The sequence below is a fragment of the Mesorhizobium wenxiniae genome, assembly GCF_002284535.1.
GTDB classification, from domain to species: domain Bacteria; phylum Pseudomonadota; class Alphaproteobacteria; order Rhizobiales; family Rhizobiaceae; genus Mesorhizobium; species Mesorhizobium wenxiniae.
In genome coordinates this window covers 411,728-433,300 of sequence record NZ_NPKH01000023.1, presented here as the reverse complement: position 1 = coordinate 433,300, position 21,573 = coordinate 411,728, and the positions used below count along the sequence as shown (strand labels likewise).

Annotated in this window: 15 protein-coding genes and 1 pseudogene; 4 read left to right on the top strand and 12 right to left on the bottom strand. The window is 60.6% G+C overall.

Annotated elements, in window-relative coordinates:
- Window positions 1–8: 8 nt before the first annotated feature.
- The 3 genes from CIT31_RS18555 to CIT31_RS18545 are packed head-to-tail and all read right to left on the bottom strand — an operon-like array spanning window position 9 to window position 3,468.
- Window positions 9–1,301, bottom strand: a complete 1,293-nt coding sequence (locus tag CIT31_RS18555; RefSeq protein ID WP_095519785.1) for a TIGR04295 family B12-binding domain-containing radical SAM protein — start codon at window positions 1,299–1,301, stop codon at window positions 9–11.
- Window positions 1,298–2,365, bottom strand: a complete 1,068-nt coding sequence (locus CIT31_RS18550; protein WP_095519784.1) for an NAD-dependent epimerase/dehydratase family protein — start codon at window positions 2,363–2,365, stop codon at window positions 1,298–1,300. Before CIT31_RS18550 ends, CIT31_RS18555 begins: the two co-directional genes overlap by 4 nt.
- Window positions 2,362–3,468, bottom strand: coding sequence for an NAD-dependent epimerase/dehydratase family protein (locus CIT31_RS18545; RefSeq protein ID WP_095519783.1), 1,107 nt, complete (start codon window positions 3,466–3,468; stop codon window positions 2,362–2,364). The genes CIT31_RS18550 and CIT31_RS18545 overlap by 4 nt, the downstream gene beginning before the upstream one ends.
- A 288-nt stretch (window positions 3,469–3,756) precedes the next feature.
- On the opposite strand from CIT31_RS18545, the gene CIT31_RS18540 reads away from it, so the two are divergent.
- On the top strand, window positions 3,757–4,029 hold the full coding sequence (locus CIT31_RS18540; RefSeq protein WP_029356200.1) for a hypothetical protein: 273 nt from the start codon (window positions 3,757–3,759) through the stop codon (window positions 4,027–4,029).
- Between the two features lie 157 nt (window positions 4,030–4,186).
- Here the strand turns inward: CIT31_RS18540 and CIT31_RS18535 are convergent, their stop codons facing one another.
- The 3 genes and pseudogenes from CIT31_RS18535 to CIT31_RS18525 form a co-directional block, all read right to left on the bottom strand.
- Window positions 4,187–4,720 carry a response regulator gene (locus CIT31_RS18535; protein WP_206073385.1) on the bottom strand — a complete coding sequence of 178 codons (534 nt, stop codon included), beginning with the start codon at window positions 4,718–4,720 and terminating at the stop codon, window positions 4,187–4,189.
- 29 nt (window positions 4,721–4,749) lie between these two features.
- Window positions 4,750–4,809: pseudogene (locus CIT31_RS36280) on the bottom strand (hypothetical protein); the annotation flags it as partial.
- 6 nt (window positions 4,810–4,815) lie between these two features.
- Window positions 4,816–5,055 carry a hypothetical protein gene (locus tag CIT31_RS18525; RefSeq protein WP_095519782.1) on the bottom strand — a complete coding sequence of 80 codons (240 nt, stop codon included), beginning with the start codon at window positions 5,053–5,055 and terminating at the stop codon, window positions 4,816–4,818.
- 183 nt (window positions 5,056–5,238) lie between these two features.
- Between CIT31_RS18525 and CIT31_RS18520 the strand changes: the two genes are divergently transcribed.
- Together CIT31_RS18520 and CIT31_RS18505 are read left to right on the top strand one after the other, a co-directional pair.
- Entirely contained in the window at window positions 5,239–5,457 is a 219-nt protein-coding gene (locus CIT31_RS18520; RefSeq protein ID WP_095519942.1) for a hypothetical protein, read from the top strand.
- Window positions 5,458–6,878: 1,421 nt separating this feature from the next.
- Entirely contained in the window at window positions 6,879–9,431 is a 2,553-nt protein-coding gene (locus CIT31_RS18505) for a caspase family protein (protein ID WP_095519779.1), read from the top strand.
- A gap of 759 nt (window positions 9,432–10,190) precedes the next feature.
- Here CIT31_RS18505 and CIT31_RS18490 read toward each other — a convergent pair.
- Complete coding sequence (locus CIT31_RS18490; protein ID WP_245316366.1) at window positions 10,191–10,826, bottom strand: DUF6931 family protein; 636 nt, start codon at window positions 10,824–10,826, stop codon at window positions 10,191–10,193.
- 133 nt (window positions 10,827–10,959) lie between these two features.
- Between CIT31_RS18490 and CIT31_RS18485 the strand changes: the two genes are divergently transcribed.
- The gene (locus CIT31_RS18485) at window positions 10,960–11,490 is read left to right on the top strand and encodes an OmpA family protein (protein WP_095519941.1); all 531 of its coding nucleotides are present in this window, start codon (window positions 10,960–10,962) and stop codon (window positions 11,488–11,490) included.
- A gap of 106 nt (window positions 11,491–11,596) precedes the next feature.
- Here the strand turns inward: CIT31_RS18485 and CIT31_RS18480 are convergent, their stop codons facing one another.
- The 5 genes from CIT31_RS18480 to tssM form a co-directional block, all read right to left on the bottom strand.
- On the bottom strand, window positions 11,597–13,930 hold the full coding sequence (locus tag CIT31_RS18480; protein ID WP_095519776.1) for a M23 family metallopeptidase: 2,334 nt from the start codon (window positions 13,928–13,930) through the stop codon (window positions 11,597–11,599).
- Window positions 13,927–14,433 (bottom strand): DUF1036 domain-containing protein, encoded by a 507-nt coding sequence (locus tag CIT31_RS18475; RefSeq protein ID WP_165778491.1) that lies wholly within the window; start codon window positions 14,431–14,433, stop codon window positions 13,927–13,929. The genes CIT31_RS18480 and CIT31_RS18475 overlap by 4 nt, the downstream gene beginning before the upstream one ends.
- Window positions 14,434–14,444: 11 nt before the next feature.
- Entirely contained in the window at window positions 14,445–17,066 is a 2,622-nt protein-coding gene (locus tag CIT31_RS18470) for a serine/threonine-protein kinase (protein WP_095519775.1), read from the bottom strand.
- 5 nt (window positions 17,067–17,071) lie between these two features.
- Window positions 17,072–17,839, bottom strand: a complete 768-nt coding sequence (locus tag CIT31_RS18465; RefSeq protein WP_095519774.1) for a PP2C family protein-serine/threonine phosphatase — start codon at window positions 17,837–17,839, stop codon at window positions 17,072–17,074.
- 159 nt (window positions 17,840–17,998) lie between these two features.
- Window positions 17,999–21,556, bottom strand: coding sequence for a type VI secretion system membrane subunit TssM (gene tssM / locus CIT31_RS18460; protein WP_095519773.1), 3,558 nt, complete (start codon window positions 21,554–21,556; stop codon window positions 17,999–18,001).
- Window positions 21,557–21,573 lie beyond the last annotated feature (17 nt).

The following is a 21,573-nucleotide window of genomic DNA, read 5'->3' as shown; positions in this document are numbered from 1 at the left end:
GCGGCGGATCAGTGACTGCAACATGTCGCCTCCAACTCGGCCAACGCGCGCGGACGTTTCTCCTGGATGTCGCTGAACGTCCGGAACGAGGCCAGGTAATGCTCGTGGGCGCGCTCCCAGGCGAGATCGTCGGGCTCGCCCCAAAGCTCGCGATAGCTGGGCGAACTGGGGTAGGGATAGAGCGGCACCGGTTCATTGGCCCACACACCGCGGTCGATGAGGTGCTTGCGCCAATGATCGACCAGAGCGGGATCGTCCTCGATCACGCCGATCAGATTGGCCTGGACGAACGGAACGTGACGTCGTGCATTGACCAGCAGCGCGGCCAGTTCCTCGGTGCCCAGCCGGCAACGCTTTGCCAGCACGGCCCGGCCTTCCACGGTCAGACTTTCGAGGCCGGCCTCGATGGAAACGCAGCCGGCGGCGCCCAGTAATTCGAGGAGCTCCGGCTTCCAAAGGTCGATGCGGGTCTGCACGCCGAACTTGACGTCGCGGTCGACCAGTGCCTCCAGCAGCGCCTTCTGCGGCAGGAAGATTTCGTCGATAAAATAGACGTAGCCGACGCCTTGGCCGATCAGCCGATCAATTTCCGTCACGATCGCATCGTGGTTCCTGCGGCGATAGGCGTCGCGGAAATCGATCTTGGCACAGAAGCTGCAATTGTAGGGGCAGCCGCGAGACGCTTCGACCTCCGCTCCGAAACCCACTTGATTGTCGTCGAACCTGTGGTGATGGTGCGAATGGGCAGCAATCCAATCGGACGGCCAGTTGAGGGGCGGATGACCGACAAACGAGCTGGCGTGGACGCCGCCATTGCCGACAGTTTTTCCCTCGTGGAGATGAGCGGTGTGGGGCACTGCGTTCCAATTGTCACGGCGGGCGAGTTCGGCGATGACCTCTTCGCATTCGCCGCGCACGACGACATCGGCGCCAAGCTTGCGCAGCGTTGGCGCCGGCGTCGCCGAGCCGTGCGGTCCGACAGCCACGGTGCGGCCGCCGCGCCCGGCAAGGCTGTTGAGGAAGTCGGCAGGCACGCGCAGCTCGGGCGGCGCGCAGCGCCAAAACAAATAGGTCGGCGCCGTGCTGACAACGGTCATGGCCGGAGCGAAAGCGGCGACGCGATCGGCAAGTGCTGCGTTGTCCAGCTTCTGGATTTGCCCGTCCAGCATCAGCACCTGATGGCCGTCGGCCTCCAGCAAGGCTTTCGAGTAGCCCAGTTCCAGCGGCAGATGTGGCTGGCGGCAGCCGAAATAGATGCTGTCCTCGTAGGTCCAGAACGGATTGACCAGGGCGACTTTCATGCCACGTACCTCGCTGGTTCAGGCTCGAGGCGATGACGCTGGAGCCAATCGGCCAGATCACCGATGCCGTCGCGCCAGGACACATGCGCTTTCCAGCCGAGCGTCACTTCTATCTTGCGGGTGTCGGCGACAAAGAATGGCTGGTCGCCGGTGCGTTCCCGGTCGTAGCGGATCGAGAGGTTCCGCCCGGTCAGCTCGCCGATCTGCTTGAGCAGCATGCGCAGGCTGACGGCGTTGCCCGGCCCGCCGCCGAGATTGAATGCCTGCCCCTTGATGTCGTCGATCCTGTCAAGTACCCCTCGATAGGCCGCAACAGCATCAGAGACATGGAGGATATCGCGCACCTGCTTGCCGTTGCCGTAGATCGTGATCGGCCGGCCGGAAAGCGCGCTAAGCAGAAAATGGGCGACCCAGCCCTGGTCCTCCGTGCCGAACTGGCGCGGGCCGTAGATGCAGCTCATGCGCAGGACCGCGGTCGGCAGATCGTACGACTTGGCATAATCGAGCACGTATTGATCCGCCGCGCCTTTGGAGCAGCCATAGGGCGTGCAGAAATCCAGACCGCAGTTCTCGTCTATGCCGTTGGCGCGGATGCCGGCGTCGCAGGGTACGCACCGATCGTCCTCTTCGCGGACTGTGACATCCGGCAGGCCGCCATAGACCTTGTTCGTGCTGGCGAAGATCACGGGAATGCGTCTGCCGCTCCGGCGAGCCGCTTCCAGGACGTTGAAGGTTCCGCGAAGATTGATGTCGAAATCTTCACTTGGCTGGACGAGGCTCGTGGTGACGGCGGTCTGCGCGGCGAGATGGAATATCGCTTTGGAATGCGCCAAAAGCGGCGCCAGCACGTCTCCGTCCCGGACATCCACAGTCTCCACGGCAAGTTTATTGCCGTGCTTCTGCGCCAGCCAAGCCAGGTTCTGATCGACGCCCGGGCGGCTGAGATTGTCGATGACCAGCACCGGCACCCCATCCGACAACAGGCTGTCGGCGAGGTTCGAGCCGATGAAGCCACTGCCGCCGACGATGGCAACCGGCGCTTCACGAAACCCGTCCGGCCTCATGATACCAGTCCCCGCTCGTCGAGTTCCCGTTTCATGTCGGCGCCGCGGTCGATGGCGACCGTGTTGCGAACCCATGCGACGAACTCGTCGAGTGAATTCTCCAGCCGGTGCTGCGGCTCGAAACCGAGCAGTTCGCGCGCCTTCGAAATATCGGCGAAGCAATTGCGGATATCGCCGGCGCGCGCCTTGCCGAGGATTTCAGGCCGATGTTCCGGCACACCCATAGCGTCGGCGAGCAACCGGGCGACCTCGCTGATCGCATAGGCCCGTCCGCTCCCGATGTTGATGACGTGGCCGCGCGCGTGGCGTTGTTCCAGCGCCAGGCGGAAGGCGCGGGCGACGTCGCGCACATGGACGAAGTCGCGCTTCTGCTCGCCATCTTCGAAAATCATCGGCCGCTGGTCGTTGGCGAGGCGTGAAGCGAAATTCGCCAAAACGCCGGTGTACGGGTTTGACAGCGCCTGTCCGGCGCCGAAGACGTTGAACAGGCGCAGCGCCACCGCGTCGACGCCATAGGCATCCCCGAAGATCAGCACCGCGCGCTCCTGGGCATATTTCGTCAGCGCATAGATAGAGGCGAGGTCGACCGGCTTTTCCTCGTCGGTCGGCAGGGGCGACAGACTTTCATCCGCCGCCGACTGCGGATTCCATTGGCCGCTCTTGATGTCGTTAGGCTGCCGCCGTGCATTGTCGACGCGCCGACCGCCTGGCGTGGCATAGAGACCCTCGCCGTAGACGCTCATCGACGAAGCCACGACGATCCGCTCGACTGGACGTTTGATCAATGCTTCAAGCAAAGTGGCGGTGCCGAGGTCGTTCGCGCCGACATAGCGGGCGATCTCATACATGGACTGGCCGACGCCGACCTCGGCCGCCAGATGGATAATGGCGTCGACGCCCTGGAGCGCCTCGGCGATGGCGCCGCGGTTGCGAACGTCGCCTTTGATCAGTTCGGCTCCTGCCGGCAGGCTGGTCGCCTCGCTGCCGTGCACCTGTTCCAGCAGCGCGTCGAGAATGCAGACAGCATAACCATGTTCAACGAGTTCCTGGACGACGTGGCGGCCGATGAAACCGCACCCTCCTGTAACCAGTATGCGTTTCACGACAACTCCTTGCGCAGATGGCCTTGGCGCCCCGAACTGTTTGGCAAAAGGTTTGTTCCCTCTGCTTCAACAAAGATGGTTTTGGGGAGGCTCGCAAACCGACGTGGCGGCGCGCGACCAGCGCTGGCTATGGGCTGGAACATTGCAGCTTCTTTGGCGTTAGGGCGCACATCCGGCGCGTGGTCGGGAAAGCGGGTATGCGTCTAGCGGTCCGGTTCCGCCGCACAGCAAGCAGACCGGATCGTGAGGATCACGCGCCTGCAAATCTGGGGCCGAAAGGAGATTCCGATGTCTGAGTCGAAGACGACTACCGATCATGACGAGATCCGCCAGTGGGCCGAAGATCGAGGCGGGCGGCCTGCCGCTATACGGACCAAGGGCGAAGGCGGCATCCTGCGGATCGATTTTGGCGAGCCCGAGGAGGAGTTCGAAGCCATCGAATGGGATGAGTTCTTTCGGATCTTCGACGAAAACAACCTGGCCTTCCTCTACCAGGACGAAACCGGCGGCGGGAAAACCAGCCGATTCAACAAGTTCGTCGACCGCAACCAGAAAGGCTGAGGAGGCTGCTATGTCAGCGGTGTCGGGTGGCTCTTAAGGTGCGCCTCGCATTCTGACAGAGAAATTCCCTCTATCTCCCTGTTTTTGCGTGTTTTTCAGACTATTGGAAAACCAGCCGGTCTTTCCAACATTCCAGACTTGGAAAAGAATCGCAGCCTCAGTGCAACAGGCTCGCCCCGCTCGCTCTAGCGACATTTCGCATGATGCCGTTCAGCCAGTCTTCGGTCGACACGCCGGCCCGCCGCCTGTCGATCTCGCCGATGGCGCGCTCCAGCGTTCGCTCGACCAGACGGTCGGAAGCCTCCACGTCCCCCAGAAGCAGACGCGCCACGAGCCTGAGCTTTGGCAGAAGTGAAAAGACGTTGTCGGACAAGCTGACGGGAGGGCTTCCCGCCAAGGCCGATCTTTCCGGAGGAAACAAGGCATCGAAGACGGCGTAGCCGTCAGACGATTTTCGAAGGTTGCTGGCGTGCCACAGACGTTCGGGAATGACGATGTCCTCGTCACCGCTGAAAAAGACGAAGGGCACGCCGCGGCGCATCAGCTCGTCTGCGATCGGAAACACCCGCCGCCCATTAAGATTGACGTCGAGGATCGCGGCCTCAGCCGCCTCGGTATGCATGGACGCATGTTCGACTGTCGCCGCAGGGCCGAGGACGACCGCGCCCATATTGCCGAAATATCCTGCCAATGGCAGATTCCGACCCGTAGCGGTGCGCCGCTCACCTTGAAGCGAACAGCGCCGCACAAGCAGCCGCCGTCCCGTACGATCCCGGCCATCGCCTTTCAGTCCAGCGGCTTTTCCGTCGGCCGTGGCGTGGTGCCTGACTGGCGCGGCCGGCCGGCATTGCGGTTCGCCACCGGATTGTCCAGCGGAGCAGTCGATGGCTTCGAGGTCCCAGCGGTCTTTGGCGTCGGCGGTCTCGCTCCCGCATAAGTATCGTTGGCGTCCCGCCTGGGATGTCGCAAGCCGTCGGCATTCGCCTGCCGAATTGCCGGCTTCGATGTGGTATTCTTGTTGGCCATGGTGTCTCCTTCCTGCTGCGACGGAAAGAACGGATGGCGTTCACCGCTCGCAGCGCCTACGTTTCAACCACCGGCACGGCGCGAAGTTCCCATCACCTGCAGCTTCAGGGGTCTCCTGCGCATCCATGGTAGATGGGAACCATTTTCGCTACTGGCTGTTCGGCTCGCAGGAAGGAGCCGCACATGGAGAGACGTAACGCTATACTTTCGCTGGCGATAGCCGCGATCATTATCGTCGGCTTTCTCATTGGCTTTTTGTATGCCGATATGGGCTGGCGCACCTCGCCATTTGAAAGGGCCGCTGAACAAAACCAAGGTGGAAACGCCCCGGCCGACACCTCGCCTGCCGCGGGGATCAAGAAGAACCCCAAAGAGAATACCGAGATGCCGGATCAGCAATAGCCGTGGTCCTTCGGGCAGGAATACAAACCGGGGAGAACCGATCGCTGGATCGGTTTTGCTGGTGTTGTCGGACTTACGTAGGCTGCTGGTTTCTGGCTGCCAACGCAGCGGCCTCTTCGTCCGTCACTGAAATCTTCCCTGCGGGTATAAGCCATTTCTGACATTTGCGTATGGAACCACGCCGCGCTCAGGCTCCAGGGATGATAACCGGCCGATCCAATTACTTCTCACCGATCCATCTTGATTGGCTCTCGCTGCGAGCCACTCCGCCCGCTCCCGCGTCAAGCCGATAAGGCAAGCGCCAGCGAAGTCCGCAGGCACATCCACGGTGGTGTCGAACACGGCCCATGTGTTGGTCGGTTCCTGAACGGCCAAAAACCTCATAACAGCACCTGCTAATATACAGTACGAACTTACTGACGGAGCATTGTTCCGGCATCAACCAAACGAAGGAGAGCTTTTCGTTTTGAGACGCCGCGGCGCGTTTAGCCTTGCGCGGGCAAATTGATCGATACCTTCTGCATCGCGGCTGCGACGTCGCTGAAAATAGGGTGGCAGATCTCGACGAGCGAACGCATCGGCTGATGTAGTTCACCGGCTTTTTAAAAAGCGCAATTCCGAAACCTGCCGGGAGCCCGCCAAGCGGCGGCGCTTTTGTGCGTCAGCTATCCGCCGTCAGTGCTTCATCTTGCGGATGGTCGACCTCAGCGTATCCGCCAAGGAACTGTCAGCTGGCTTGGGAGCGCTGCTCGGAACCAGGAATCCGCCCTTTAGCAACTCCAGAGCGTCGAGTGCCTCGTCATCCCGCAAATTTGTCAGAGCCACCCCGTCTGCGAAGACAACCCTACCGTCGTCTATGTCGTAGACCTCCCAAAGCCCATCCTTGATTCTTCGAATGGCGTGCCGATGTTCCATAAGAAGACGCTAATTGAGTCTCGGAAACGGTGGCTAGAGAAAATCAGGGGTAGCCCGATATTAGTAGTGGAAAACTCGGGCGCTCTCCGACGCGTGGTGCGTGGACAGAAGGCAAGAGTGCAGGGCGGCCGTCGGGCCTGGCAGGCGGCAGTTGACGTTCGTCGCTGGGCGAAACTGAGGTGCGCCGCGCGAGCTGTGTTTTATCGAGGGCATCGCCGACCACAACCAGCTGCAACTTGCCACGATCAGAATGCCCGCCGCGCGAAGTCCGAGAGGGGACCAAATCGACCACGGGTCCAAATAGCCAGGTTGAGAAACCATTTGACGATCATTGCGGACACCCGGCCTCTGATGTAATTTAGGGTTCGATCAAGTGAGGAATATACCGCTGTCGCGACGGCTTTTTCTCTCTTTTCCGTCTCGGCAGATAGCATGCTCTCTAACGGACCTGGCACTGCAAGCTGTGTCCTTGTGGTCGCCAGGTAACAGCGGTTAAGGGATTTGCCATGCTCCGACGTTGCGCATTCGTTGCGGCATTCATGCTCGCAAGCGTCACGACTTTCGAGGCTTCTGCAGTCGAACGAAGGGTCGCCTTTGTAATCGGCAACTCCGATTACCAAGAAATCTCGGCCCTCAAGAATCCGGCCAAAGATGTGGTGGACGTGTCCAACACGTTTCGATCGGCTGGTTTTGATGTTTTTGTCGCGAGCAATCTTACAAAGCTGCAGTTTGAAGGTCAGTTCCGCAACTATCTTGCCGCCGTGGACGGGGCGGATGTAGCTGTCGTCTACTATTCCGGTCACGGCTTTCAGATCGGCGGCGAAAATTTCCTGATCCCTGTCGATGCCTCGTTGAAAGATGCGGCGGACGTCGAGGTCCAGGCAATCAAGCTGAACGACGTGCTGCAGCAGATGCGTTCGAAATCGAAGATCCAGGTGATCATCCTTGATGCCTGCCGCAACAATCCATTCCCTCGCAAGGACTATTGGCTCAGGGACCAGCTTATTACCGCCAGCGGCACCGGCCTTGCGCAAGTAAGAAGCTCGCTGAACACACTGATCGCTTTCGCCACCGAACCCGGCGCGGTTGCCTATGACGGCGCCGGCGACCTCAGCCCATTTTCATTCGCATTTTCTCGTCGGGCCTTGGCTCCGAACCAGGAGATTCGCACGGTATTGGCGACCGTGCGCCGGGATGTAGTTGAGGCTACCAAGGGCCTGCAGGTTCCCTGGGAGAACTCTTCGCTGATCGACGAAGTCGTTCTGATGCGTCGCAGCAGCCGCCCCTCTCTACCGCCCGTGTTGGAGAAAGTCGTGTTGTCGGGAGTCGGGCCTGTCGATCTCAACCTCCCGGAACCGGTGGAGGTCGACGGCGGATCAATCACCGTCAGCATCGAAAGACCGCCCGCCTTGGGACGCCTGATGCTGAATGGCAAGGTTGTCGAAGCGGGAGATCTGATCCAGGGCAAGGATCTGCCGCATTTGCAGATGGATGTCCCCAAGGGAGTTGGCGAGCCGGAAGAGATGGATATGCTGGCCTACGCTGCACGCGACAATTGGGGCGGCGAAGCCAAGGGCATGCTGGTGTTCCGGGTTAAGAGCGGCGAAGGAGCCCAGGGCGAACAGGTGATGGCCTCACTCGAAGCCGAGCAGAAGCAGCAGGTGCTGCAGCGCGGCATTCATGTGACCGGTGCGGCCGAGGCGATCGAGAATCGGGAGATCGACGTTCCGGTCGGCATCGGCGCGGTTGCTCTGAACCTGGACCTCCCGACAGACGATTCGGCGGTCAGCCTGAAGGTTGCCAGCTATCCGGCAACGGGAACGCTCTCCCTGCCGGATCGAGCCCTGTCGCCCGAATCGAGCTTGACGGTCGGTGAAGTCGAGGGGCTGCGCTATGAACCCCAGATCGGCGCCAGCGCACCGGTCGAGATCGCCTTCGAAATTCGGGCGGACAGCGCAGTATCCAAACCCGCCAAAATGAAACTGTCGCCAAGCGTGGATCCGTGCGACTCGGCTGCCGGCGAACCTCTCGACCTTCAAGGCGTCGTCCCTGGCCTGCTGCCAAATGAAATCCGCGCCGACGCGGTGAAGCTCTGCGAGGCTGCGGTGAAGGCATATCCCGATGTCGCGCGCTTCCGCTACGAACTGGGGCGCGCGCTGCTTGCGGCCGGCAAGGTGGAGCAGGCCAGGAAAGCCATCCAGCAGGCTGCCGATAGGGGACACGTGCGCGCAGTGTTCGAACTCGGCTACCTCTACGCGACCGGAACCGGCGTGGCTGTCGACCGCAAGCAGGCCAACACCTTCTACGCGGCTGCGGCCGACAAGGGCGATCCCTATGGGATGACGTCGTGGGGCCGAGCCTTGTTCCATGGCTCCGGCGTCGAGCGCGATACAGCCAAGGGGCTGGACCTGCTGCTCAAGGCGGCGGCGATGGGTCACACATATGCTATGAACGATCTCGGCGCGATCTTCACCGAAGGCCGCAACGGCGTGACCGCAGATCAGGCCCGTGCCGTTGCCTTCCTGGAGGCTGGCGTCGAGCGGCAGGACATGTATTCGATGAACCTGCTTGGCCGGAACTATCTGTCCGGCGCGGGCGTCGATAAAGATCCCAAAACGGCGCTGGCCCTGTTTCAGAAAGCCACCGAACTCGGCCAGCCCTACGCTCCAAGCAACCTGGCGCGCATGTACCGCGACGGCGTGGGCGTGGAGCGCAACCCGGCGGAAGCGCAAAGACTGTTCGAGATGGCGACCATGCGGGGCGATGAGTATGGTGCATTCGATCGCGCGGTTCTCGAAATGGAAAAGGGCGAAAAGGCCGACCAGGCCACCGCGGTCCGCTTTCTTGCATTTGCGGCCGCGCTGGATTTTCGCAACCAACTGCCAGAGGCCCGGACGAACCTCGCAAATTTCGGCACCAAGGTGAAAACGACGGCGTTGAAGCAGCTGCGCCGGGAACTCAAATCGAAGATTCCTGCGTCCGGTTCGCTGGACGACCAACTGGTCGGCGCGGCCAGGCGGGTCTGGGAAGAAGCCAACCCGCGTCGGGACGTGTTTTAATCAATCAGGAGGTAAACGGTGCGCAGGACATTGAAGCACGCAATCGTCGCAACAGCCCTGTCCGGCATCCTGGTGGGGCTCACAGGCTGCACGTCCTTGATGCCACCCGAACCAACGCCGCTGGTGGAGACGTCACCGCCGAAGGTCGTTCGCAGGACACCTGTAGAGCAGAAGGTCGTCAAGGCCGCTCCCAAACGGGTGGTGACGAAAAAAGTGATCAAGCCGGTTGAGGTAGAGCCTGTTGCCGCACCTCCTGTGATCGCTCCTGCTCCTTGGCGAGGCGGAGGCGGAGGCGGAGGCGGCGGCGGCTGGGGATAAGCCAACTTCCGTTTCGCTTTCACGAAAGCTCGCGCAACATCACGGGGCGGATCGGAGGATGCCGCACCATGTCGTTCTCGACCGCACCGCGAAGATCTGAAGATCTAGGGATGACGGATACCGTTGATCCACTGCCTGGCTTCGGACGACCCTATTTTTTCCGACCTATCTATAGACTTCGGCGATCCCGCAATCGACGGAAAGACCTCAAAGGCAAGCCACGCTTCAGTCCGGTGGAAGGGCTCGACGAGGCAATATGGGACAGTCACTACGATGGCTGCCATGGAACTGGGCTCGGTTGTGCGGACAGGAAGTTTCGCCACCGACGATGTCTCGGTGCTGCGGCTGCAACATCCGCTGGGGACACGTTTCAGGGTGGCGCTGCCAAATGGGTCCAAGACGGCTGCAAGTAAGGCAAGCAATCAGGATCCAGACTGCACTCTAATTTGCATCCGCTGATTGGCGCAGCGCCTCGATCTCCGCCATCTGAATGCCCATTTCGACAAACGCGGAAAGAACTGAAAAGCGGTCCTCCAGCGCAACGCGTGCCAGTCCGGCCAGAACCCCCGCACTCACAGCGCGGGCGGCTGGTTGCAAGGCCGATACCGCTGACGTCTCCATAGCTGCACTATTGCCATGCCATCCTGCAGCCAGGGCAATCCAGACGGCAGGCGTTGTTGGCGGCATTCCTGCCGCAGCCTTGCTCACTTCGGCGCGATGGTGAGCGCTATCCGGTTCGCTGACCCAGTCACGAACAAGCGCGAGCAATTCCTGATCCCTGCGATCGAGCAGAACGGTGAGGTGGCTCAAGCACTCATGGGCCCACCACACCGCAGCCCGCTCGGGAAGCAGATAGGCACAGAACGTAATCGCCTCCTCGGGCACCCGCCCGGCAAGGAGGGCGCGGCAAAATTCGATTGAAGGCTGTTCGGTCGGACGTGCCACCATGTCCCTGGAAACAGCGGGGCAGGCCATGAAAAGATCCCGTGCCGTTTTGAATCGAAGCTCATTGGCCATGGCCGCCCACGCTTTCACCAGGGAACGATCGACACTGAAGCCTGGACAGGGTGCGGTCAAGTCTCCAGTCCTCAGCAAGATGCAACTGCCGTCCACTCCTCGTATGCCTGACGTTTATTGACAGACATTCGCTTCGGAATTTGGTATTGTCCGCAGTCGATGAAATCGGATGCTCAAGACAGGAGTAACCGTTATGCAGTTGGGCAGTTTAGCCTTCGTGTTTACGGTCACGCTTTTTTCGATCCATGCTTTTGCTGATCCGCTTCAGAAATCAGAAGACATCGTGAAGTTTTTTGACGCAGCGAGCGAGTTCGGCCCGTCGCGTGGAATTTGCGTCGGCACCGAAGACGAATGCAGCAGCAAGAACAAAGCAGCGCCGGCCGAAAAAACCAGCCTCGACATGCTGATCAACTTCGGCCTGGATTCTGCGGAACTCGATGCGACTGCGCGCGCTGAACTGGACGAGTTCGCCAAGGCACTGAAGGACAGCCGACTGAGCGCTCTGAACTTCGTTGTTGAGGGGCATACAGATGCGACCGGCTCCGCTGATTACAATGAGGGACTGTCGGAACGAAGAGCCAGATCGGTAACAACCTTCCTGACCTCTAACGGCATCGATCCTGCCCGCATCAAAGCGACGGGCCTGGGCGAGACGAATCCGCGCGACCCCAACCCATTCGATCCGGTAAACCGCCGGGTGGAAATGCGGATAAGGACTGAGTAGCTGGAGCGGGTGCGCTAGGCTGAGACCAGAGCCGCGCGCCGTTTTCCACGCGCGAACCGGAGGTTAGCGCAGCAAAACCGATTCCGATTTCCGGGTTATGGCTGGTTCAAAGGGTATTCTGCATCGGGCTTATGAGGGCCGTGATCGCCTGCTTGTATTTTTCGAACTCCGGCGATGTCTGCCGGACTTGCGTTGTTGTCGTTGTCGGTTGAGCCACCTCAGTCGTCGTCGGGCTCAGCTTCCTGCCCATTTTCCTTTCGGCCCAGCTCACGACATAGCTGGCGGACTTGCCGGTGAGAAACGGGTTGGCTTGAATGACGGCCGACCCGAGCACGGCGCTCAATTGCGCCGAACCCGGCGATGACAACACTTGATGGGCGCCTTCCATTCCCAGGAAATGACAGAGATAAAGCCGGCCGGCTGTGATCTGGTGGCCGCGCGCCCGAAGATAGGCTTCGCCTTCGCGCGCCAGATTGCTGACCATCTCGCGCGAGATGGTGGCGTCGTAACGTAAAGCGAGCAGGTCGGCGGTTGACAGTGTCCGCGCAAGTTCGGGGCGGTAGGTGTTCATCATCCTGATCCAGGTCTTCGTTATGAACTGACCGGCGCCGGTCGCCGAAGAAAGTGGGTTCTTGGCGCGGGCGCTGCCGCCACTTTCGACTTGAACGATACGGTCGGTCAGCGTTTCGACAGCGGAATCATCCGTTGCGATGGCGGTAACCGTACCCAGGGGATCGATCGCCTCGCCATCGCGATAGAGTTCGAAATGCAGGTGCGGCCCAGTCGAAAGGCCGGTAGTGCCAATGTAACCAATGATATCGCCTGCCTTCACCTTCGCGCCGACACCGCCTTTGACCGCGAATTTCTGCATATGCGCATAGCGCGTCTCGCGCCCGTTTCCGTGCGAAATCTTCACCAGGTTGCCGTAACCCCCTCCATCGCCTTGAAAAACGACTTCGCCGTCGAAGGCGGCTGCAATCGGCGTACCCAGAGGCGCCGCCCAATCCACGCCCTTGTGGATGCGAACAGTCCCGAGGATCGGGTGCTTGCGTGGGCCGAAGGTGGACGTCATGACCCCGTTGACCGGGGTGACCATGCCGTTTGTGACCGTCAGCGAGCGAACCTGATCGTCGCCGCTAACGCATGCAAACTGGCCGTCGGTCTGCTGGAACACGAAACAGTCGAGGCTTTTTTCGGCACCCTGGACACCCACATATAACACGCGCCCGGCCGTCTCTTCCTTGCCACGCGGCCTTTGCGAATAGATCAGGACCAGACGTTGCTCTTCGCTGGCAAACGCATCCAGATCCTGTCCTCGCGAGAGATACATGATCGCTTCTCCGATCACGCCGGTCGGGACTTTGTTGCGTGCTGCTGTTGAGTAGATTGCATCGAGCAGCCGGTATTGCCTTTTGTGCGTGCCTTCTGCCTGTGCGCCCGAGTAGTTGAACAGATCTTCGCGGACCCAGGGATCCACACCAGACACAAACACACCAGCGGCATTGCGCGTCAGCGTACCGACAAATACATTCTTGGCGTAGATTGAAATCTGCATGAGGGACATGGTTGTCGTCTCGCGCGTCGGCCTGAAACCGCGCATGGCGACGACATAACCTGGCTCAAGGCTTTCCCGATTGAAAAGCGTCTTCAGGGCTTCGCCTGCCAGTTTGGCATCCTCGGCGGAGAAATGCGCATCCAGGGCAACGCTGTCCAAGCTGCGGTCGTTGAGAATCTTTACGAATGTGTCCTCGGTAGCCTTGTATCGTTGATACTCGCTGGTGACGTTTGCGACGCTTGTGTTGTTTTCGATCTGGGTTTTCCGGAACGTGGGAAGGGCTGCCTCGCCTGAATCGATTGTTTCGCCCCAACCTGCTTCGGCATAATCGGCGTCCACCTGCGGGTCCGAAGCAACCGGAGCCTCGTTTAGAACGGGCGGTGGCTGAACATCGTCTTGCAGATCGTTGGATGACGCCGGCGCGGTCTGTCGCTGTGCCTGGAAGAATGCGAAGTCTTCTTGCGTGGACGGTATCGTTGTCATGAACTTTTCGCTGGCGCTAAGCATCACGTCAGCCAGAATCTCGATCTGGGGAGAAACTCCAGCCTGATCGAGTCCTGCCGGGCGCGGGATCACTTGGCTTTTTGTTGCGGCGCCGGTGTCGGGCGCAAGGGTGATCCACATCGGGTCTCCTGCGAGATCGATGATGGCAGGCACATAGACCGATGCATCGGCGGGCACATCGTCGGTTCCCTCGACGGCGTGCAACTCCTCATCTTCATCGCCAAACGACCAATAGTCCGCGGTGAGATAAAAGCCGGCAGCGATCGACAACAGGACAACCACAGCAAGACCGGCAAGGAGTCGGCGCCAGAGCCTGCGTCTGCGCAGGGCGGCGCGCGCCTGCTTTTTCAACCTGAAGCTTGTGTCGATACTGTGCGTCACGGATTGCTTCCGGTCAGAAAAAAGGTCCACCGCACCTGTTCAAGCGTATCGACTTCGAGAAATCGTGCGGCGATATGGCCGCGCTGCCAGCATTCGTCGATGCCGCGTATCGAAAAACGCCGCCGGTCGATGCACATTTCGGTCGACCCGGTCAGGGTTGCGTGGCCAAAGACGTCCGTCGCATAGATGTAAATGTAGCGGTTCGTGAGTTCCTCGCGGATGACGTTCACGCACTGATTTGCGCCGATGGTCCACCAGCCATCGGTCTGGTCCGTATTGTCGACCTTTTGGCCGACAGCGAGATTGACGACGTCGAGCGTCTGATTGCAGACGGTGAATTCGGCGCGCGCTTCGTGGGACGACAGGAGAGCCAGCAATGTCGCGCCCGACATGACCACAAGTTTGATGCGGCCTCTCAACGCAAGCAGGCCGCGAAGCCAGTCACGCTGATTTTTGGGCGGGACAGTGGTCGGGAAGGAAAAACGCGAGCGGCGGCGGTCCATCGGCGTCCATGCTACCCGCCGAGCCGGAAGTACTTTGCGGTGGCGGAGAACTCAGATCTGGTGGTCGCGATCTCTTCGAGAATCTTGGGCAACAGCAGCGCGGCTGGTGTCGGCGTGGAGAACGCCGCAGCCTGAACATCCTGTGGACCCGTGATCACCATTATGATCTGCGGCACGACCTTGCCGGCCGCCTTATCGGCTGCGCCGAGATCGATCGGAAACTTGAACGTGGCCTTGTCGGCTTGCGCCAAGATACGACCGTCGAGGTTGAATGCCATACCCCTGTGGTCGATCAGCAGCACGCTGGAAATGAGGCCGCCGCGCGTCACCAGCGTGCCGCCGATCGGCGAGCCGCTCGGCACCGTCGTTCGATCGAGAACAAGCTGCGGCTTGTCAGTCGCCATCTGGTCTAGAAAACGCAGAAAATTGGTAACTTCGCATTGAGCCGGTTCAATGAGGCGGACGCTGATGTCCGGTTCGACATGAAATCTTGCCTGGAAATCGGACAACATTCGTTCGAATGGCTGGACCTCTGTGCCTAATCCTTCGATCTCGACAGCGGTCTCGGTTGCCGACGTCAACGTCGCATAGAAACAGTCGCCGCCGTTGAAGTCGCGCACCCAAGAGGCCCGTTGAGCAGGGTAGTCGAGGGCATTTTTCGGCGGTTGTTCAAGTTCCGGTTTCGGCACGTTCAAGGCAACGGCGGCTTCGCCCGGCTGTTTGCCTGCCGCAGGCTCGTCGTGCTGCCCCTTTGCGTTCATATCATCCGTCTGGTCTGCAGCGGGGTCGGGCGCCCGCGCGGCCTGCTGGCTGGCCGACTGATCGGGCTTCGGGCTCTCCATCACGTCGGGCTGGACCGCTGGGGGCGGCGGGGCCTTGTCGGCCGGCGGCATTGGCGCGACCTGGACGCGCGGCGGAACCGGCTCCGGGGTTTCCTCGGTTGGCGAGAGGACTTCGGCGGGCCGTGTCGGCTCCAACTTTTGATCCGCCGCGGCATCTGCCCGATCTTCAGCTGGCGATGGCGCTTCGGCTATCGACGGCCCCGGGGTTTCCTCGGTTGGCGAAAGGACTTCTGCAGGCCGTGCCGGCTCCAACTTTTGATCCGCCGCGGCACCTGCCTGATTTTCAGCTCGCGACAGCGTCTCGGCTGGCGCCGGCTCCGGGGTTTCCTCGGTTGGTGAGAGGACTTCGGCGGGCCGTGTCGGCTCCAACCTTTGATCCGCCGCGACATCTGCCCGATTTTCGGGTGGCGGCTGCGCCTCGGCTGCCGCCGGCTCCGAGGTTTCCGCGGATGCCGACGGCTCCAGGGCTTCCTCGGTTGGTGAGAGGACGTCGGCGGGCTGGGGTGGAACTGCCTTTGCCGGCTCATCGCCCGGCGAATTTGGAGCACTGTCCGTCTGGACAGGTTTTGATGCTTTTGGAGACAAAAACGATGTATCGCCGACGGTCGGCGTGGAAGGCGTCATCAAGCCGCTCAGATAGATGCCTGCACCGGACGCGACAGCTAATGACGCCAAGGCAGCGATCGCGATCGATCGGGTCTTGGCGGACTTTCCAGGGGCATTAGGCAAAACCGCCCGAGCAGGACCGGCTACTGCCGAAGGCCTTGGCTCGGACAGAAGCGCCGGCCGAACATGCGGAACGAAGCGCTGTTCACCCGGAGCCGCCTGAGGCTGACTTGGGAGCTTGGGCCCAGGTGTGACCGTCCCCCCCGCTCGCGGCAAACCCGCCCGGTCGCGCGTCGTGATCGACGTTGGCGGCGTTGTTTCCTCATCCGTATCGTCACGTGTCGCCCTGGCGATGTCCGCCATGCTGATCGGCCGGTCTTGTGGATCCGGCTGCAGCATGGCTTCAACAATTCCACGAAAATCGGCGTCGATGTCGGATAGGTCCGGAACGGTTCGGCGTTTTTCCACGATCTCCAACTGGGAGCCGCCCATGTCGATCGGTTTCCCGCGCAGAGCAGCGGCCAGCACCAAGCCCAGGCTGTAGATGTCGGATTGCTCGCTGACGTCGCCGCTGTACAGCCCGAGCTGTTCGGGAGAAACGTAGTTGTACTTTCCCGCGAACTTTCCGCCGATCAGCGTCTCTCCGCCGACGGTCGCCGACCGCGCGATGCCAAAATCGACGATCTTTGCGCGTTCGACCCGGCCTCCTGGCAGGATGATGTTATCCGGGGAGAGGTCGCGGTGTATTGCTCCCGCCTGGTGCACGGCGCTCAGGCCGGAAGCCAAGCGATGGCAAAGCTTGCGCACGTCTTCCGTCGGCATCGGCCCACGTCGCATGATATCGAACAGCGACTGGCCGTCGACGAATTCCATGGCAAGATAGGGGCGACCGATGCCGGGATCGATCGTGAAGACGTGATACCGCACGACCGCATCGTGCGACAGGTGATTGAGGATCGACGCTTCCTTGCGGAACAGCGACAGGATCGTCTGATCACGGGCGAACTCGGGCAAGACGATCTTGATCGCGACGTGGTCGCCGGTTTGGATGTTGTGGCCGCGGTAGACTTCGCCCATGCCACCGAATGCGATCCGCTCGTCTAGTTCATAGATGCCGCTGAGTTGCGTGCCTACGGCTGTGTTGGCCACGTTAGGCGATATCCGCGTCTTGTCGTCGGCGCTCATCAGCCTCAACCTTCCGCTCTGGGAGGATCGGGATAGGCCTCATTGCGCCCGTTACCGATCTTCACGAGCACGATCGTGACATTGTCTGTTCCACCGCGGGCCAGCACCGTTTGTAGCAGGTTTTCGCATGCCGCCTGAGGTGTCGCCGACACCGCTGCCGCCTCGATCTCGGCGTCTGTGACATGCGCTGTCAGCCCGTCGGTGCTCAACACAAATATGTCGCCCGGCATGATTTCGCCTTGCTGGAAATCAATGACGATCTCGTCGCTGACGCCGACCGCATGCGTAATAACGTTGCGGCGCGGCCAAGCTAGCGCTTCGGCTGCGCTGATCATGCCCTTGTCGAGAAGTTCCTGAACTTCGGTATGGTCCTTCGAAATCTGGGAGATCGAGGCGTTGCGGATCAGATAGACGCGACTGTCGCCCGCCCACAGGCAGGCAAACCGGCCATCCATCGCCAGCAGGGCGGCCACAGTGGAGCCAATGGTTACTCCGCGGGATTCCGCTATCCTGCGGATTTCGGCGTTGGCCCGGCTCAGCCGGTCCTCGAAGCGGGCGCGAAGATCCGGTGCAGAGCTTGCAATGCCGATCGTTGCCAGATGATCGACGATGCTGGCCGAAGCGACTTCCCCGGCATCATGTCCACCCATTCCATCGGCCACCACCCACAGGCCAGTTTCCGGCTCGACCAGATAGCTGTCTTCATTGAGCTCACGGACACAGCCTCTGTGGCTAACGCCGAAGCTTTCAAAGGGAAGGGCGACATTGTTCACTTTGCCACCAAGCGCTTCTCAAGCGTCCTCTGCGCCGCACTGTCAGGCGCTCGATCGCGCCAGTTTGCCACAGGCTCGAATATTAAAGTATCGAAATCAACGTCCGCGCGTCTGTTGCCGATGGACCGCATGACCGTATTGGAAAATTCAAAGGTCATCTCAAAACGCCTGTGGACAGCTGAACCCAGAAAACGCAGGAAGGAAGAGAGGGTTGGGGTCCGAACTGGTCTTGACCGTATAGGCGACATCGCGTCCGCCGATCACGAAACGGGCTTGCGTGTTGCCGCCGGTGCTGGTGATCTCAGCCTTGTCCAGCAGGCGCTTCAGTGCCCACGGACCCTCGAACCTGATCGCGGACTCCCGGCCCGGCATCTCCGGAATGAGGCTCAGGCTCGCGGACGCGGAAGCCATGCCGCTCGGCCAGCTCACCGTGCTTGGCGCGTTGCCCGCCTGGTTGCTTTGAACAATCTGGCCATCGATATCGAGTAGCGCCGTATCGGCATCGCCATGCAGTGAAAACGGCGTAAAGGTGACACTGACTGACGGCACCGAACCACCTGAAGGAAAGAAGGCGTTGCGGATTTCCGCGGCCAGCTGGAAGTTTTTCAAGGTCGACTTCGACAGGTCGCGCCCGAAACGCGCATCCTGTTTCCAGCTCCAGTCCTGGCCGGTCATGTCGATTAGCGATGCCAGATTCTGTGCGAAGAACCGGTCCATCAGTCCGCCTGGAGCGAACAGTTTCGCGAAATCCGCCATTGCAATATCCTCCGAGCCATCGCTGGCGAAAGGATAACGGCCCTCGACCATCTCCTCGCAGGCGCGCGTGACCGTCTGGTCGAGCGTCTGGTTCAAATTCGTTAGCGAGGTTTCTGCGAAGTTGCCGTCAAGCTCGTCGGCGGTTGCGGTGACCATTCGGGCGAGTTGCTTAGGCAGACGCGAGACATTGGCGCGAAGGGTGGATATCTGCAGCTGCAGATTCATGTTGACGCGTTCTACTTGCGAAGGGACGTCGGCCGCCAGTTGCAGGCTTTGATAGATGTCGCGGAAATTCTGGGTCAACGCATCGACTGGGCGGCGTCCGGCGGGACCGTTCACCAAAGCCTGGAATGATCTGAATTGCGCTTCGATGTTCGCCCCGGGATTCTGCCCGCTAGCGGACGCAATACCGGCCCGGCTTTGCGATTTGCCGCTGGCGATTTGAATCCCGATGCGGGCCAATCCCCTGGCGGTATCTGCGGCGTTCTGCGGCTGGTTTTGAAGCATGTCGGCTTCGGCCTCGGAGCCGAAGTCTTTGCCGGAACCAGCTTCTCGCGTCAGAGCTGTTTCGTCGGCGATCGCCGTAAAAAGCTGGTCGATTGGCGAGGTTGGTGACGCGGCTGCGGACAGCGCGATATAGTGCGGCTTGTCCTTCAGCATCGCGTTGAACTTCAACTTGTCGAGAACCCCGTTCCACGCTGCGGCGAACTCCCTCCCATAGCGCTCGACAAGTTCGGGACCGAGCTTAAGCAACTCCTGGTCGATGCCACCTTGCTCGCCGCCGCCGCCGAGAACCCACTGGTCATCGACAAGCATCTGCGCAATGCGCGAGAGTTGTCCGAGATAAAAATTGTTGAAGCCGCTATAGGTGTAGATACCGGGAACGCGAAGGCCTGACAGATCGCCACCATCGACACGCTCGAACAACAGCTGCGCTTCCGGGCCGCCTTTCACGGAGACGGAAAAATCGCCCAGCGCTGCCGCGTATACCGCCGAATTTATCAAGGCGGAGGCATGATCGGCAAGGCTCATGCGTCCGAGCGAGCGTTGAGCAGCTTCGACGAGTGGCTGGTTGAGTTCGAAAACCGGGTCATAGGCGTCGTCCAACGCAAGCATGGCCCGCAAATGCTTTTCGAGTTGCGCCCGTCCCTCGCGGTTGTTTTCGCCCGGATACCGGTTCTGCTCCCAATCCTGCCTCATCCAGGAAACGATCAACTCGTCGTCGACCTTCGGCGCCTTGCCGCCCAGCATCAGGTAGATTTTCAGCGGTTCGTAGAGCGCGGCGGGATCAGCCATCTTGGCCTGGATCGTCCGTTCGGCCTGAAGCAGCAGGCGCGAGCGGAACATGCGCTCCAGCGCTTGCCGGTAAGCTGTTTTTGATGCCGAAAGTAGTCTTTCCCGCTGACCGAGGCCGAACGTCTCCTCGATCGGTGTCGGCAAGTCACTGGTGCCGAACCCGGCCGGCAGATCGCGCAACTGGTCGAGCGGGCCAATGACGTTTTCGAGGTCGACATCGGCGACCGTCGAGATTTTGAGTAGCGGGTCTGCCGTCTCGCGATACTGGCCTATAGCTTGCGCGGTAGAGGCGATCAGCGACCTGTTGACCGTAAAGCTCAGGGCCAAGGTGCCCAGAGCCGCCGCAGCGATCAATGTTATTGCGCCAAGGCCGCCATATCTGGCGATCGCTGCATGCCTTTCAGCCGATTTGTCGTATGAAACCCACCCGGATTCAGCGAAAATGACGTCGGTCAGAAGATCATGCAAAAAGAAGCTTTTGCCAGTGCCGGAAAGATGGGCGCGAGAAGCGCTGCCGAAACTGCGGCCGATTGCGCCCAGGACCTGGTCGATCGCCGTACCCTCCTGCGTGCCTGACGAAAAATAGAGTCCACGCAAGCTGACGTTCACCTGGCTGCGGGCCGGATCGAATATGCTGGCGATGAAACTGGCGATACGGCCCTTCAGCGCGCCAAACTGGGCTGGAAAGCCAAAGATGGATATGCGTGCGACCGGATCGGCCTCTTCCTGCAGGCGGTCGGCGATCTCCTCCGCCAGGCGTTTTGCCAATGCGTCGAATTCGGCCGGTGCCTCACCGACCATGTTTTTGCTGCGATCGGCGGTCTGGAATGTCACGCCCCATACTTTGCGGCGGCGCTGCTCGTCGAAACCGCCAAAATAATCCATGAAACCGGCGACAAGGTCGGCCTTGGTGAAGAGCAGGTACACCGGGAACTGGATTTTCAGTGTTTCGTGGATTTCGCGCAGACGGCTGCGTATTTCAACGACATGGACGTCAAGCTGCCGATCATCGGGGCTCATGAGATCGGCAAGGCTGATGGCCAGGATAACCCCGTTTATCGGTTGCCTGGTGCGGTATTTCTTAAGCAGCGACAAGAAGGCGAGCCAGCTCTTCTTGTCGCTCTGCGCGTTGGAATCCTGCGTCGTGTAGCGTCCGGCGGTGTCGATCAGCACCGCCTGGTCGGTGAACCACCAGTCGCAGGATCGTGTGCCGCCAACGCCGGCCACCGGCTGGGCGTCGCCCGAACCGGCAAGCGGAAAGTTCAGACCCGAATTGACCAACGCCGTTGTCTTGCCGGCACCAGGTGGGCCGATGACGACGTACCAGGGAATCTCGTAGAGGAAGTTGCGCTTGCCGCTCGACCGCTTGAGCGCAGCGACGGCCTCACTCATGCGAGCCTCGAGCACCTGCGAGTCGTCATCCCTGTCGTCGTTGCGGGTGACTATCGTCTCGAGCGCTTTTTGTGCCTTTCGCTTTTGCCAGAAACGGAGTCCATAGAAGAGCGTCACGATCGCAACGATCATGCCGATGATCGTCACGCGCAGCCAGACGGGTGCCAGCGGGCGGGTATCGGCAAAGCGGATCAATGGTCCGGCAAACCAGACGGCTGCCGCGAAACCGGCCAACGCGATCGCGCTGAATATCCGCAGCAGCCAACGCGTCATAGGCGCTTCCAAATGGC